The 14,211-nt window shown below is 44.9% G+C and carries 12 protein-coding genes; 7 read left to right on the top strand and 5 right to left on the bottom strand.

All coding sequences use genetic code 11. The annotated features are described in order from the left end of the window. Positions 1 to 26 precede the first annotated feature (26 nt). The 4 genes from ACTQ9T_RS14130 (at position 27) to ACTQ9T_RS14115 (ending at position 5,592) form a co-directional block, all read left to right on the top strand. Positions 27 to 1,766, top strand: coding sequence for a UDP-N-acetylmuramoyl-L-alanyl-D-glutamate--2,6-diaminopimelate ligase (locus ACTQ9T_RS14130; protein WP_440465445.1), 1,740 nt, complete (start codon positions 27 to 29; stop codon positions 1,764 to 1,766). Between the two features lie 106 nt (positions 1,767 to 1,872). Then, entirely contained in the window at positions 1,873 to 3,324 is a 1,452-nt protein-coding gene (locus ACTQ9T_RS14125; protein ID WP_440465444.1) for a UDP-N-acetylmuramoyl-tripeptide--D-alanyl-D-alanine ligase, read from the top strand. A 3-nt stretch (positions 3,325 to 3,327) separates the two neighbouring features. Then, the gene (gene mraY, locus ACTQ9T_RS14120) at positions 3,328 to 4,446 is read left to right on the top strand and encodes a phospho-N-acetylmuramoyl-pentapeptide-transferase (protein ID WP_010198007.1); all 1,119 of its coding nucleotides are present in this window, start codon (positions 3,328 to 3,330) and stop codon (positions 4,444 to 4,446) included. 183 nt (positions 4,447 to 4,629) lie between these two features. Then, positions 4,630 to 5,592 carry a putative RNA methyltransferase gene (locus ACTQ9T_RS14115; RefSeq protein ID WP_440465443.1) on the top strand — a complete coding sequence of 321 codons (963 nt, stop codon included), beginning with the start codon at positions 4,630 to 4,632 and terminating at the stop codon, positions 5,590 to 5,592. A gap of 30 nt (positions 5,593 to 5,622) precedes the next feature. On the opposite strand, the gene cls is transcribed toward ACTQ9T_RS14115, so the two are convergent. Continuing rightward, entirely contained in the window at positions 5,623 to 7,074 is a 1,452-nt protein-coding gene (gene cls / locus ACTQ9T_RS14110) for a cardiolipin synthase (protein ID WP_440465442.1), read from the bottom strand. 310 nt (positions 7,075 to 7,384) lie between these two features. Here cls and ACTQ9T_RS14105 point away from each other — a divergent pair, with 310 nt between their 5' ends. From ACTQ9T_RS14105 to ACTQ9T_RS14095, 3 genes are all read left to right on the top strand, one after another. After that, the gene (locus tag ACTQ9T_RS14105; RefSeq protein ID WP_210541251.1) at positions 7,385 to 9,145 is read left to right on the top strand and encodes a TrkH family potassium uptake protein; all 1,761 of its coding nucleotides are present in this window, start codon (positions 7,385 to 7,387) and stop codon (positions 9,143 to 9,145) included. A gap of 96 nt (positions 9,146 to 9,241) precedes the next feature. Then, positions 9,242 to 9,943 carry a potassium channel family protein gene (locus tag ACTQ9T_RS14100; RefSeq protein ID WP_189585879.1) on the top strand — a complete coding sequence of 234 codons (702 nt, stop codon included), beginning with the start codon at positions 9,242 to 9,244 and terminating at the stop codon, positions 9,941 to 9,943. Between the two features lie 97 nt (positions 9,944 to 10,040). Further along, complete coding sequence (locus tag ACTQ9T_RS14095; protein WP_194620946.1) at positions 10,041 to 10,583, top strand: DUF3124 domain-containing protein; 543 nt, start codon at positions 10,041 to 10,043, stop codon at positions 10,581 to 10,583. A gap of 43 nt (positions 10,584 to 10,626) precedes the next feature. On the opposite strand, the gene ACTQ9T_RS14090 is transcribed toward ACTQ9T_RS14095, so the two are convergent. The 4 genes from ACTQ9T_RS14090 to ACTQ9T_RS14075 form a co-directional block, all read right to left on the bottom strand. Further along, positions 10,627 to 11,310 (bottom strand): cupin domain-containing protein, encoded by a 684-nt coding sequence (locus tag ACTQ9T_RS14090; protein ID WP_440465441.1) that lies wholly within the window; start codon positions 11,308 to 11,310, stop codon positions 10,627 to 10,629. 72 nt (positions 11,311 to 11,382) lie between these two features. After that, on the bottom strand, positions 11,383 to 12,093 hold the full coding sequence (locus ACTQ9T_RS14085) for a hypothetical protein (protein ID WP_440465440.1): 711 nt from the start codon (positions 12,091 to 12,093) through the stop codon (positions 11,383 to 11,385). Positions 12,094 to 12,510: 417 nt separating this feature from the next. Further along, positions 12,511 to 12,912 (bottom strand): outer membrane protein assembly factor BamE, encoded by a 402-nt coding sequence (locus ACTQ9T_RS14080; protein WP_440465439.1) that lies wholly within the window; start codon positions 12,910 to 12,912, stop codon positions 12,511 to 12,513. A 71-nt stretch (positions 12,913 to 12,983) separates the two neighbouring features. Then, positions 12,984 to 14,211, bottom strand: a 1,228-nt coding sequence (locus tag ACTQ9T_RS14075) for a YadA-like family protein (RefSeq protein WP_440465438.1), incomplete at its 5' end; no start/stop codon positions are given.

The following is a 14,211-nucleotide window of genomic DNA, read 5'->3' as shown; positions in this document are numbered from 1 at the left end:
TTGTTTTAACTGTTTAGGATTTGCCAATGACTATGCTCACTTCATCGCCAACCAGTGCTACGGTTAACTTGCAACAGCTTATGGATGCTAGCAACCGTAATGACCATCGCCTAGCGCAGGCATTATCGGCGATGATAGCAGCATCAGCTCAAGTACTAGCCACTCAAACATCAACAAATCAGGCAGCTGCTGCTCAACTAAATACAGTTGCCAACGTACCGTTTCAGCGGTTTCGTTTGGACAGCCGTCAGGTAGCGCCAAACGACGTGTTTGTACTACTAAAGAGCCATACACCAAACTGCCAAAAAAGTCGTGATTACCTTTATCAAGCCGCTAAAAACGCGGCTTTTATCCTATCAGAAATCGATCCGATTGCTTTGCTTGCCACGGCTAATGTGCCACCACATGCCAATATTGCTCTAAGCACGGATGACTCACAATCTGTAGCGCAGCAGCAATTAGACTCCTTGCCTTGCCCTGTTTTATATGTGCCCAACATCCGTGATTTTTTGGGTGATTTAATCCAATCTCATTTGCAGTATCAGCAGCCAGTGACACTACCAGCAGTGGTGGCGGTGACAGGTACTAATGGCAAAACCACCATCAGTCAATTGGTGGCGCAATTAACCCAGTTAACTGGTATGAGCAGTGCGGTTATGGGGACGGCGGGTAACGGTAGACTGGGTGCCTTGGTGCAAGCCAGCCATACCACTGGCGATGCGCTAGCCGTCCAGCAGTTCTTATATCAAATGGGGTCAGAAAACGCCGAGCTATTGGCATTGGAAGCCAGCTCACATGGTTTAGATCAGCAACGCTTGCAGGGTATGCCTGTGTCGGTGGCGATTTATACCAACCTAAGCCGCGATCATTTAGATTATCATGCTGATATGGCAGAGTACGCATCGGCCAAAGCCAGATTGTTTGATAAAGCCCATTTTCCGGATTTGACCCACGCTATTATCAATATCGATGATGAGCATGCGCAGGTTATGTTGGATACTGCTCATGCCAGCGAATTGACGGTTTGGACCTATAGTTTGGATGCTTCAAAAACGGCTACTTTTGTCGCCGCTAAAATCAAGCCCAGCTTACAAGGTGTCGAGATTAGCCTGCATACAGATTTCGGCGATGGGAAAATTAATAATTTAGATATCGTTAGTCCATTACTTGGACGTTTTAACGTGGCGAATTTGCTTGCCGCTATGGCAGCAGCGGTGGCGATTGGTGCTAAGTCAAATGTAGGTATTGAGCGTATTGCGCCAGTCGTGCCACAGCTACAAGGTGCTGTTGGCCGTATGCAACGTGTGCCCTCTAATGATGGCTGCTTTATCGTTGATTATGCGCATACGCCTGACGCCTTAAGTCAGGTATTAGCCAGTCTAAAAACCCATTGCAAAGGTCAGCTATGGGCAGTGTTTGGCTGCGGTGGTGACCGTGATGCAGGCAAGCGCCCATTGATGGCGCAAGCAGGGCTGGCAGGTGCGGATCAAGTGATTTTAACGGCAGATAACCCACGCACCGAAGACCCACAAGTGATCTTGCAAGATATGCAAGCAGGCATGAGCGCGGAGCAATATCAGCGTACCCATATCGAACCAGCGCGCCAAAAAGCGATTGAATATGCCGTCAATCAAGCGGCTGCCGATGATATTGTGGTCATCGCTGGCAAGGGTCATGAGACTTATCAAGAAATCAATAACGTTCGTTATGATTTTGACGACAGTGTTATTTTACAGAATGCTCTAGAGCACGCTGGGCGCGTATAAAAAAGTGCTGTCTAAATGTTTAGCATCAATAATTTTTAATAATATTTATAAGTTTTAACATGTAGTTATAAGAAATACGTAATCATCATATAAGGTAATCACTACTATGACAGCCGACAACGATAACACCATACAGTCGCAAGGGCTGTATGTCTGGCAAGCAGATAACTTGCTAGCAGCCACCACCGCTATTGATGGTCACTGGCAGTTAGATGCAGGACAGTTAAATGAAGAACAAGCAGAGATAAGTAACGGCATTACTAGCAACCGTATTGCCACTGACACGCGCACGATAAAAACTGGTGATATATTTTTAGCCTTAACGGGTGATAATTTTGATGGTCACGATTATATCAATACGGCTGCCTCACAAGGTGCGGTAGCCGCTATCGTTTCGCGACCCATCTCTACCAATATTCCGCAGTTAGTTGTCAAGGATACTCGCTTAGCGCTAGGGCAATTAGCCGCCTATCGTCGTCAGCAGCATCAAGATTTGACCGTGATTGCCATTACCGGCTCCAGCGGTAAGACCACTTGTAAAGAGATGCTCGGAAGTATCTTCGGCAGATTGGCGCCAACTTTGATTACCCGTGGCAATCTAAATAACGACTTAGGCGTGCCGATGATGCTGCTCGAATTATCCGATCACCATCGCTATGCCATCTTAGAGTTGGGTGCCAATCATATTGGTGAAATTGCTTATACTACTGAAATTGTCCGTCCGGACGTGGCTTGTATCTTGAACATCGGCACCGCCCATTTGGGTGAGTTTGGCAGCCGTGAAGGGATTTGCCAGACCAAAGCAGAGATTTATCATACTTTGAATGACGCGCAATTTGCGATTGTTCCCGATAAAGATGATTTCACCAATCAATTACGCCGTATTGCTGAAAAACATACCTCGCATGTCATCGGCTTTGGTAATACCGATGTCAGCGCCAGTCACTTAGATGTCGAGCCTGAACGCAGTGAATTTAAGCTGCATATTGGCAACCAAGTCCATGATATTAGCTTGCCACTAGCAGGTGAGCATAATGTGAATAATGCGTTGGCGGCGGCGGCGTGTGCTCATGCCCTGAATATCGACGTGAATGATATTGTGATCGGGCTTGAGAACGCACGTCCCGCTAAAGGGCGCTTGAACAGTCAGCTACTCGGTATGCATCGCCTGATTGATGATACTTACAATGCCAACCCACATTCGGTACGCGCGGCTGCCAAAGTATTGGCGGCGCAAACCGGTACACAGGTGATGGTGTTAGGAGATATTGGTGAGCTTGGCGATGCTGCGGTGAGCGAACACCAAAGCTTGGGTCGTACCATCGCAACCACGGGTATTAATGTACTTCTGTGTGTTGGCGAGTACGCGCCTTACACCGTGGCTGGGGCACAAGAGATTTCTGAGATTAGCGCGCATGCGTTCGCTGATAAAGATAGTTTACTGCAGTATTTACAGTCTTACTTGCAAGCGCAACAAGCTCAGCCTTGTACGGTGTTGTTCAAAGGCTCTCGTTCCATGCAGATGGAAACACTTATTCATGCGCTAGTAGAGGAGTAGGCGGTGTTAGTTTGGTTGTTTGGCTGGCTTGGCCAGTATTACTCACCGTTTTCTGCGGTTTCTTCGTTGACGCTACGAGCGCTACTTGCGGTGGTTACGGCACTCGCATTTAGTATGTTCTTTGGCGGACCGGTTATTCGGCATTTGCGATCACTAAAGTACGGTCAGGCCATTCGTAATGATGGCCCGCAGTCGCATTTGGCTAAGACTGGTACGCCGACCATGGGCGGGGTGTTGATTTTGAGCGCCATCGGGGTGTCGACCTTACTCTGGGCACGCCTCAACAATCCTTATGTCTGGATTTTGCTGATCGTAATGATCATATTTGGCGCGGTCGGTTGGGCGGATGATTGGCTCAAAATTAAATATAAAAATCCCAAAGGTTTGATTGCTCGCAAAAAATACTTTTGGCTGTCTATGGGGGCGTTATTCGTCGGTATCTCGTTGTATTATATCGCCACGTTGCAACCGGATATGGCTACCACCCGCGAGATGCAAGATTTATTAATACCCATTTTTAAAGACTGGATGATTCCGTTCTCAGCCGTGCCTTTCGGCATTGGTTTTATTATCTTTACTTACTTTGTGATTAACGGTTCTTCCAATGCTGTCAACTTGACCGATGGCTTAGATGGCTTGGCAATTTTGCCCGTCGTTTTAGTCGCGGCTGGTTTGGGCGCGATGGCCTACGTCTCGGGTGACGTACGCTTTGCCGATTATTTGCATGTGCCTTATATTGCTTATAACTCTGAAGTAATTATTGTCTGTGGCTCGATGATCGGTGCCGGCCTTGGCTTCTTGTGGTTTAACGCGCATCCCGCGCAAGTCTTTATGGGCGATGTGGGCGCGCTTGCCCTCGGTGCGATGCTCGGTACGATTGCCGTCATGACCCGTCAAGAGATCGCTTTTGCTATTATGGGTGGTTTATTCGTCGCCGAAGCGCTATCGGTTATGCTGCAAGTTGGCTCCTATAAACTGCGCAAAAAACGCGTCTTTCGTATGGCACCGCTACATCATCACTTTGAAGAAATTGGCTGGAAAGAAACGCAAGTGGTTGCCAGATTTTGGATTATTGCCATTTTACTGGTCATACTTGGTTTGATGACGTTGAAGCTGCGCTAAGCCGCATTAAAATAGTATTAACCTAGGTGCTGTAGTAAATAAGTATTTATGTGATGAAAAAAGCCATCTCAGCGATCACTGAGGTGGCTTTTTGTTTTCTTAAATTCTGTATTGATGGCTTCTTTTATTCATCAACCCACGCAATTTTTGTTAAAATGCTAGCCATATTGCTATGACCTAGAGATGCTTGTGTCCTTATTTGTTTGTCCCCTTTGCCAGTCACCTCTGCAACCAGCCGCCGATACGTGGCGCTGCGATGGCAGTTTAAACCCTAAGCAAACTGCGCATCCATTTGATGTGGCGCGTCAAGGCTATGTCAATCTGCTGCCCGTACAGCAAAAAAAATCCAAAACACCAGGCGACAGCCAGCAATCTATCGAAGCGCGAAAGCGGTTTTTGGTAGCTGGGCATTATGCGCCGTTACAAAGATTGGTTTGTCAGAAAATGGGGCAGTTATTAGGGCAAGATGCAAGCATCTCTGTGCCAACAGCTAAGCCTGATAAAAACCCAGTCAACTGGTTAGACATCGGTTGCGGGGAAGGTTATTACACGCAGGCGATGGCACAGATGGGCTCAGATATTATCACTACCTTGATAGCGGCTGATATCAGCAAGCCCGCGTTGGTTGAGTTGGCTAAAGTGAGCAAAGCAGCCGGTCAGCTGTGGTATCAACAACATAAAGACAAGGCTGAAAATACGACGGTTATTTACCCGTTGGTCACCAGTGCGGCAAATTTGCCTCTGCGTGCTCATAGCGTCACGGGTATCAGCAGTATCTTTAGCCCTATTTTGCCTGAGGCTTTTGCCAAGGTATTGGTTGATAAGGGCTACCTAATTATTGCCAAGCCTGATGTCGGACATTTAACAACGATGCGTGATGCACTATTTGATAGCGTGCGCGAGCATGATTCTGATAAGTTTTTGCAGGAGTTGGCACCATACTTTACGTTGATAGAGACGCATCGAGTCAGTACCGAGATGACATTGTCAGCGACTGACTTAGCTGACTTGCTGACCATGACACCTTATGCCTACCGCGCCCGTAGCGAAAAAAGACAGACATTACTGGCAGGCGTTGAGCAACAAGCATTTAGCACGGAAGCAAAATTTGTGGTGTATATTTTGCAAAAAAGCGCTGATAAATAACGAAGACACGCCCTAGCACCCAGCCGTTATTTATAAAATAGGCCCCATCGTCGCGACAATATTGTTCCAAATTCTGTATGGCAATGACCAGTCTGCAACTTGTTGACGGCTGACTTCTTCTGAATCAGCGATATACTGATACTGGCGTTCAATAATATCGGCGGTTAATGCGGTATCGCTAAAGACGATATTGTTTTCGTAATTCAAATCAAAGCTACGCAAATCTAAATTGGTCGATCCAATTAAGCTGATCTGGCCATCGACGGTCAAGGTCTTAGCATGTAGCAATCCTGGTTTGTACTCATAGATTTTTACCCCCGCTTCTAGCAATTGCCAATAATAACTGCGGCTGGTCGCGGCGACCACCAACGAGTCGTTGTGTTTGGGAAAGATCATCGTGACCTCTACGCCGCGATAGGCGGTGGCGCATAACACATTGATTAGGGAATAATCTGGGACAAAGTAAGGGGTTGAGATGGTCAGGGTTTTCTGTGCTTGGCTAATGAGCACCCCCAAAAATTGCGGTGTTGCGCCTGAGCGTTGGGTAGGGCCATCAGCAAAGACTTGTGCGGCAAAGCCTGTAGAAGTTGGCGAGCCTAGTCGCTCGGTAGGGTAATAAAAGCTCTCAATCGCTGTGTCAGGGTTTTCTATTAGCCAATCACTGGCAAAAAGCATTTGGTTCTGTGCCACGACAGGTCCTTCGACGCGCAGCATAATATCGACCCACGGCGCAAAATTTGGCTTCACGCGAAACTCAGGGTCCGCGCAGTTTTGACTACCAGAGTAACCAATGCTGCCATCGATCACGGTAATCTTGCGGTGATTACGCAGATCAATACGGCTAAATAACATCACCTTTATAATATTATTAATCGGTAGTGCCACGCTGACTTGCACGCCAGCATTTTTCATTTGTTGCCATATCTTTGAGCTCACCATCTTTCGTGAGCCCATGCCATCCACCATCGCTCGACAAGTGACACCGCGACGTGCTGCACGCATCAAGGCTTGGGCAATATCGATACCTGTGCCATCAATCAGCCAAATATAATACAGCACATGAATATGATCGGTTGCTGCATCAAAATCCGCAATCATTCGTTTGTGCGTTTCAGCCGCATCGGCCATGAGTTCCGCATGATTGCCCACCGTGGTATGAAAGCCTGTGACGTTCGCAGAGTAAGCAAACGCCGCTTGATACTCAGTTTTTATGGCATGTGTTAATGCCTCGTCGCTACCGAGCACTTCAGGGTTTTGCGTATGGAGCTTATCTATAATTTGCTCATGCTTGCGGCTGAAGTCACTGCCTAAATGTATCTCACCAAACATCCAGTAAACCACGACGCCGATATAAGGCAAGATAAACAGGACGACCATCCACGCCAGTCTAGCCGATGAAGTCAAATCATGGCGGGAGAGTATCCTTAAGGATATCAGCACTAGTAATATGAAATGAATGGTCAATAAAATATCCAGTACCATAGCGCCGTCCTTAGTTATTGTCTTTATGCAGGGTGCTGCAATCGTTATTTATTACTCCGTACTTTACCATGGCAACTCGTTTAGACCGTAGCCAACTTGTCATCAGATTGTCATCAATAGCGTTGATGACAACAGCCTTTATTGGGATGAGTTAAAGAGCTGTCTGGTGTAAAAACAACGCTATTCTTTGTTCATCATAGCTTTCAACAGTCAACTCATAACTGGTTACAGATTTTTTAAAATCAGTCTTAGTGAATAGTCAAAAAAAGGAGTATAAGTATCGTGGTTATTCCTTTCATGGACTAAGGCTATGCACGCTGCCATTCGCTATCGATTACTTAATAATTTTACTGTTTTTATTAGCATCATTGGAGTAGCCGTGGCTCTCCTCGATAGTGGTTTTACGCTACCGAATTGGCTACAGCATGTTTTTCATATTTTGTATTTGGTCATTATCTTCTTAGGGTTTGTCGTCACAACAGGGCGCTACATTTATAGCAAAAAACCGCTAACGATTAATAAAGTGGCCGTTTTTGACTTATTGACCAGTATCGCTATTGTCATCTTACTTGTGGCGCATTTCACGGATTTAATACGCTCAGGCTTGGCTGTTTCCGTTGACGGTTTTGTGGCGATTAAGATTGCGGTGCTGGTCACATTCATTCGTGAAATCTCTGATCACGATTTCAATCTTGATCGTACTTTTCTAAACCCAGCCCAATTTTTCATCCTAAGCTTTTTGTCGGTGGTGCTGGTTGGTGCTTTGCTATTAATGATGCCCAACGCGACCACCCAGCCTTTGTCTTTTATCGATGCGTTATTTACTGCTACCAGCGCGGTATGTGTCACTGGGCTTATTGTTGTGGACACCGCGACCTATTACACAACCTTTGGTCAAGTCATTATCATGGGCTTAATCCAAATTGGCGGTCTCGGAATTTTGACCTTTGTGACGTATTTTAGCTATTTCTTTAAGGGTGGTGTCAGCTATGAGACTCAGTTAAGTATCAGTGAGATGTCCTATATGCGCGGGACGGGTGATGTAGTGGCGACCCTCAAATCTATCTTATATGTGACCTTTGCCGTTGAGTCATTGGCGGCGGCATTCATTTACGCCAGTATTTATGATTTACCTGGTATGGATTTATCTGAGCGCTTGTTTTTTTCTGTATTCCATGCGATTTCGGCTTTTTGTAATGCAGGCTTTTCTACCTTTAGTGCAGGCTTATATGATGACGCGCTGCGCTTCAATTATCCTTTACAGCTGATTATTGGTATTACCTTTATTTTTGGCGGTATGGGCTTTGTGATCGTGGTCAATGTACTACGGTATTTGCGTTACCGTGCTCAGCGCTTGATATATCGTCGTAATCAGCGCTACGCATATCTTCCATGGTTACTCAATATTAACAGCCGTATTACCCTCATTACGACGGGTGCTTTGCTGCTAGTGGGGCTCATTGGGGTTATGCTGTTTGAATATAATGGTGTACTGGCTGACCACGGCAGTTTTTATGGCAAATTAGTGACTGGAATCTTCACTGCTGCCACTCCGCGAACGGCTGGGTTTAATAGTATTGATATGGGCGACCTAGCATTTCCGACGATTATGTTGACGATTTTTTTGATGTGGATTGGGGCGTCACCGAACTCGACGGGCGGAGGTATCAAAACCAGTACCTTTGCCATCGCGCTATTAAATACATTGAGTTTGGCGCGTGGACAGACCAGAGTGGAAGTATTCAAACGTGAAATCGCTGAGATATCGGTTCGTCGCGCGTTCTCTATCATGTGGCTGTCGCTATTGGTCATTGGTATGGGCGTGACACTTATCAGCTACGATCAGCCCGAGCTGGACTTGATTAAAGTGGTTTTTGAGTGTTTTTCTGCTTATAGCACTGTGGGCTTGAGTTTGAATTTGACGACCGAGCTGTCCGATTTTAGCAAGATGGTGATTTCGGTGATTATGTTCGTTGGTCGAGTGGGTATGCTGACGCTCTTTATTGCTTTATTCAAAAACATGCGCGAGCGTAACTACCGCTATCCCACGGAAGAGATTACTATTAACTAAGTTTCTGTTAATTAAGTCCCTGTTAATTAAATTTCCATTAATTAAGTTTCTGTTAACTCAGGCGTGGCACTATTATTAAGGCATCAAAAGGATAATATGAAATATATCATCGTAGGGTTAGGCAACTTTGGCTCGTCGCTGGGTATGGCGCTGACCAGTCAAGGTCATGAAGTGATTGCTATTGACAGCAATATGCAAAAAGTTGAGGCCTATAAAGAGGTCATCTCGCATACCGTCTGTATGGATGCCACCGATGAGTATACCGTCACTGGTTTACCTATTATCGATACCGATATCGTCGTGGTCGCAATCGGCGAAGATCAAGGCGCGAACGTCATGGCAACGGCGCTATTTAAGACCTTAAAAGCACGGCGCTTGATTAGCCGCAGTATCAACCCATTGCACCAAAAAGTGCTGCAAGCCATTGGCGTGGATGACCTTATTCTGCCTGAAAAAGAAGCCGCCGACCGCTGGGCCAAACGGCTGTCACTGCGCTACTTTGTAGATTCGTTTGAGCTTACCGATCATTTTAGTATCGTTGAGCTTAGTATCCCAAATACATTGATTGGAAAGACCGTTGACGACTTACAGCTCAAGCAAAAATTCAATATTCGATTGCTTAGTACCATGCGCTATGAGTATTATGAAGACAGCTTTGGACGGACGCAACGTAAGCCGAGTATCGAAGGTTTAGCCGAGCCTGAGCAAGTGCTACAGGATAAAGATGTTCTGATTATTTATGGCGCGAACAAGCATATTAATCAGTTTTTACGTAGCGTTGGGGTAAAAATACAGTAGCAGGCTAAATCTAAATAAAGGATGTATTGTCTGAACACCAACGACGACATACCTATTATTTAAATAGCAACGCTATGACATTATAAAAGGGAAAGTTATGAATAAGTATCACATATCCGTCCTACTGATTGCCATGACGGCACTGCTGTCAGGCTGTGATCAATCGTCTCAAGACCCGAACGTCATGCTGTCAGAAGGGCAGAAAGACCCCATCAAACAGCTTGAAATCACCTCAAAAATTGATCGTAGCAAATTTGGCTATCAGCAAACCTTTTATGTACCGATTTACTCTGACATTTATACTGATAGAGACAATCGTAAAGTCTTACTGTCCGCAACTTTGAGCGTTCGTAATACCACCCTAAAGAAATCATTGTATATCAATAAAATCGATTACTACGACACGCATGGGACTTTTTTAAAATCGTATCTGCATAAACCTATTGAGCTACCGGCCATGGGCACGCTCAATTATATTGTCGAAAAAGAAGAGGACAAAGGTGGCTCTGGCGCTAACTTCATCATTGAGGTCGAAGGCATTGACGATACCGTAACCCCAGTTATTGAGGCGGTGATGATAGGCAACTTTAGCAATAAAGCCTTTGCCTTTACGACGCAAGGTACGCCAGTAATACATTAGGGTCTGTTGAGCATTCAAATCTGGTACTGGCAGTGGCTATATTTTAGGTTTTATTCATTTCTAAACCAATGACGCGAATGAGATGTCCAGTTTTCAGATACACCGTAGCACCCTCTGGCCCTGCTTTGGCTTGCGGCTGTTCACCGATAGGGAAGCGTATCCACCCACCTCGTTGATAGACTTGGTCATCATCTATCAGCTCACCTGCCACCACCAGTAGCTCTGCACCACCATCTATTGGAGTATCAAACAGCAACTCGTCTGCATTTATACGCTGCAAGCTCACTTGCTCGTTACTATCTAAAAACAGAGGACAAACGTCACGATTGTCTTGTCGCTGCCAATTGGCACTATCTTGAGTATCAATAGCCACAGGATTGGACTCGTCAGATGACATTTGACGTAGCTTAACAAAAATAACCGCACCTTCCTCACTATAAGGTCTATGACCTGAAGCCGGTGGATTGCGTAAGTACCAGCCTACCGGATAGTGTGTGTCATCAGCAGAAAAAGTCCCTGACAATACCAAAATCTCTTCGCCACCCGGATGCAAGTGATGCGGAAAATAAGAGCTCGGTGCATAACGAACCAAACTGGTCGCGCGTGCCTTCTCTTCTCCTACGCGGTCAAGCATCACACGCTCCACACCATTTTGTGGCGATTTTACCCATTGATGGTCTTCAGGAGTCAGCGCGGCACGACGTGAAAAATCTGCATTGATAAGCATAAGGTACTCCAAAGAACGTACTAAAAGTATAGACTGAAAGTCTTACTGTTAAAGGTTTTAAAATTCAGAGAGCTACTGACTGATAAACGTCACCGCCTCAGTACTGCCATTTTTACTAGGCTGGCTAATAGTGATTTTGCTCGCCAAAATATCGCCTTGAGCATTGATTTTATAACATTCTGATGAAGTGCCATTAGGATCAAAATTGAGGAGTAGGTTCTCTGAGGTCTCTATACATAGCCAAGCGCGGTTATTGCTCTCTCTCGTTAGCGACCAGCTTTGTTTATAAGTACCAGTTTGTTTGCGCATACTGCTGTCGCTGTAGACGTTTTCGGTGATTAAGGCACTGGAATCGCCAACTGAAGCCATCTTGGGGATGACGGTCGTTTGGTTCGATAGTGAGTATCTACCGCTATTATCCGTGAAGCCATGGAACATCAAGGGATTGGTCGTAAAATAGTTGGTTGCGATAGATTGATTGGTGATTTGATCGTAGCGTTTAGTGACGGTATTTATCTCAGCAGCTTTAACTGATTTATTGTTGAAAGCCACTGTACCTTTGGGTGTCACCTTAATATCGGCGACGATATTTTGCTTGTCCACTACGGCATATAGTTGTTCGCTGCGCTCTTTGGTATAGACATTGAGTAGGGCGGTCTCAACAGGGTATTGAGTGACGATATTCCCATTACTGCTACCATTATCAGTGCTGCCCATTGGTGCATTAATCGTCACACAAGCGCTTAAGCTGAGTCCTGCTACTACCACCGCTAAATTTTTCATAAGACCATCCTTCCCATTATTTTAATTTTCTGAGTTGCTAATACCTACTATAATCGAATTTTTAATCACTGACATCTAATAAACAGCTTAGACCTTTTTATCATTATATCACTATAACAAATAGTAATTTTTCAGCGCGCAATATGATATCAATGCAACCCTAGCTGAGTATTCTACCAATACATCGAAAATTTAAAGCGCTATTAGGATTAAATTTATTGCCAGTTTTATTTATGGATCTGGGTATCGAGAAAGCCCAACAGATCATTTATCGAATGCTAAAAGTTAAATCTCTTATAAAAGTAGCAGATATTTTCTAATAAACTAAGGCATGTCCAATTTAATTATGCTACAACGCTAAAAATAAAAAGCTTTCATAGTTATGAAAGCTTTTTATTTTTAGCGTTGTAGTTACGATCACATTAAAGCAGCATGTACTTGATCAGCACACTGCTTATCTTTCCACATAAATGATTCCACGTAATTGTTTTTATCAAAGTTAACTCTTAATTGACAGTTGTTGTATGCAACATTTCCCCCCAGCTGTAGGCCAATATTGTAATTCCAAATTTTTGGTCCAAGAACATTGGTACGGAAATGCGGATTACCCAGTATTTGCCTAACTTGATCCTTATGCTGCCCAATCTGAATAAGCTTTACTTGATTTATATCGTAATATGGTAAGCTTTTTAAGTAACTTTGGCTCATGACAGGAAATGCAGTAGCATCAGCATTGTGAGTATCAAATGCGCTCAAGTTACTACAAGCAGAAAGTATTAAGATATTTGAGAGCACTAAAGTCTTAAAAATAATTTTCATAATGTACCTCTCCAATGGATAAAGTGAGGTAGTTTGATCACCAAACCACCTCTTGATCGATATGATACTTTTTAGTTGATAACACCACTGATACCAACGCGTGCACTTGCACCGCCTTCAGAAGCTGTAGCAACCCCGCCAGTTAAACTCCAACGGCCATTGTCAGAAGTACGGCGTAATGATGCACCAACCGCATTTTCACCGCCGTGGAAACCTGCGCCTACTGCGTAGGTTAACTTACCAGGCACGAAGGGTGCTGACTCAAGAGATAACGCTGCTGCGATACCTGCATTAGCTTCTCTTTCAACTTTGTCAATGCGGTCATTGGTATAGCCAAACGCTTGGTCAAGCTTACCATTTAAAGCATCAAATCGTGTCAGTGAAGCTGTATCTACCGCTTGCAATGCAGAACCAACATTATTGTAACTGTCGCCAGCGACATCATAGGAAGGTGCGGTGACATTACCACTGCTATCAACCTTAGAGCCCCCACCTAATGCATTGGCAACATTAGTGTTGGCAGCATATAGTTGACCACCGTTAATAGCATCGTTACTTGTAGCATTAACACTACCAGCTTCAACACCACTTATAGTACGGTTGCCGTCTGTTCCAGACACATTGATCGAAGTACCACCAGTATTCGCAGCGACTGTAATAGCCTTTGTACTGCTATCTTGTTGTACGAGCCCAACTGAGCCACTGTTTATTTGAGTGCTTAAAGTGCTAATGTCTGAAGTATTAGTACTTACTTGCTGATTTGTGGTGAATAATTGACCACCATTGACAGCGTCTTTACTATTGGATGCAAGAGTACCGTCTTTAACGTTAGTTAAAGTAGTACCATTTGCACCGCCACCTAGAGTCACTTGGTCCTTATTAACCGAACCATCAATATTTTTATCATACTGCACTGCAGCATCACTTAAAGATTGATTGGCTGTTTTTACTTCATTAATAGCACCATCCAGCGCACCTAATGCATCACCTACATTGTTCTGTGTGCCACCTTGAACTGTGTAAGTTGGGTTTGTTACTGTACCATCAGCTGCAACACTTGCATTGCCACCCAAGGCACTTGTAAGCCCTTTAATCTGACCAACGGTTGCCGCGGCATCGGTCTGACCACTTAGCGCCACACCAACGACTTGGCGATTACCGCTGGTTCCTGCAACATTTACCATAGTTCCACCTGTGGATGCACCTATGGTGATCATGCTTGTGCCACTATCCTGACGAACCAGTCCTATTCTACCAGATGCTAAATCACTGATAGCAGAGGTGTTATTGGTTGTACGG

It is taken from the genome of Psychrobacter sp. ASPA161_6, from assembly GCF_051970285.1.
GTDB classification, from domain to species: domain Bacteria; phylum Pseudomonadota; class Gammaproteobacteria; order Pseudomonadales; family Moraxellaceae; genus Psychrobacter; species Psychrobacter glaciei.
Note: the sequence above shows the minus strand (reverse complement) of the source record. Positions and strands in the feature narration are given on the sequence as shown.

What these genes read in the sequence shown, in the direction of transcription:
- ACTQ9T_RS14130 (WP_440465445.1), top strand. Translation starts at nt 27, where the DNA reads ATGACTATGCTCACTTCATCGCCAACCAGTGCTACGGTTAACTTGCAA.
- ACTQ9T_RS14125 (WP_440465444.1), top strand. Translation starts at nt 1,873, where the DNA reads ATGACAGCCGACAACGATAACACCATACAGTCGCAAGGGCTGTATGTC.
- ACTQ9T_RS14115 (WP_440465443.1), top strand. Translation starts at nt 4,630, where the DNA reads ATGCTTGTGTCCTTATTTGTTTGTCCCCTTTGCCAGTCACCTCTGCAA.
- cls (WP_440465442.1), bottom strand. Translation starts at nt 7,074, where the DNA reads ATGGTACTGGATATTTTATTGACCATTCATTTCATATTACTAGTGCTG.
- ACTQ9T_RS14105 (WP_210541251.1), top strand. Translation starts at nt 7,385, where the DNA reads ATGCACGCTGCCATTCGCTATCGATTACTTAATAATTTTACTGTTTTT.
- ACTQ9T_RS14100 (WP_189585879.1), top strand. Translation starts at nt 9,242, where the DNA reads ATGAAATATATCATCGTAGGGTTAGGCAACTTTGGCTCGTCGCTGGGT.
- ACTQ9T_RS14095 (WP_194620946.1), top strand. Translation starts at nt 10,041, where the DNA reads ATGAATAAGTATCACATATCCGTCCTACTGATTGCCATGACGGCACTG.
- ACTQ9T_RS14090 (WP_440465441.1), bottom strand. Translation starts at nt 11,310, where the DNA reads ATGCTTATCAATGCAGATTTTTCACGTCGTGCCGCGCTGACTCCTGAA.
- ACTQ9T_RS14085 (WP_440465440.1), bottom strand. Translation starts at nt 12,093, where the DNA reads ATGAAAAATTTAGCGGTGGTAGTAGCAGGACTCAGCTTAAGCGCTTGT.
- ACTQ9T_RS14080 (WP_440465439.1), bottom strand. Translation starts at nt 12,912, where the DNA reads ATGAAAATTATTTTTAAGACTTTAGTGCTCTCAAATATCTTAATACTT.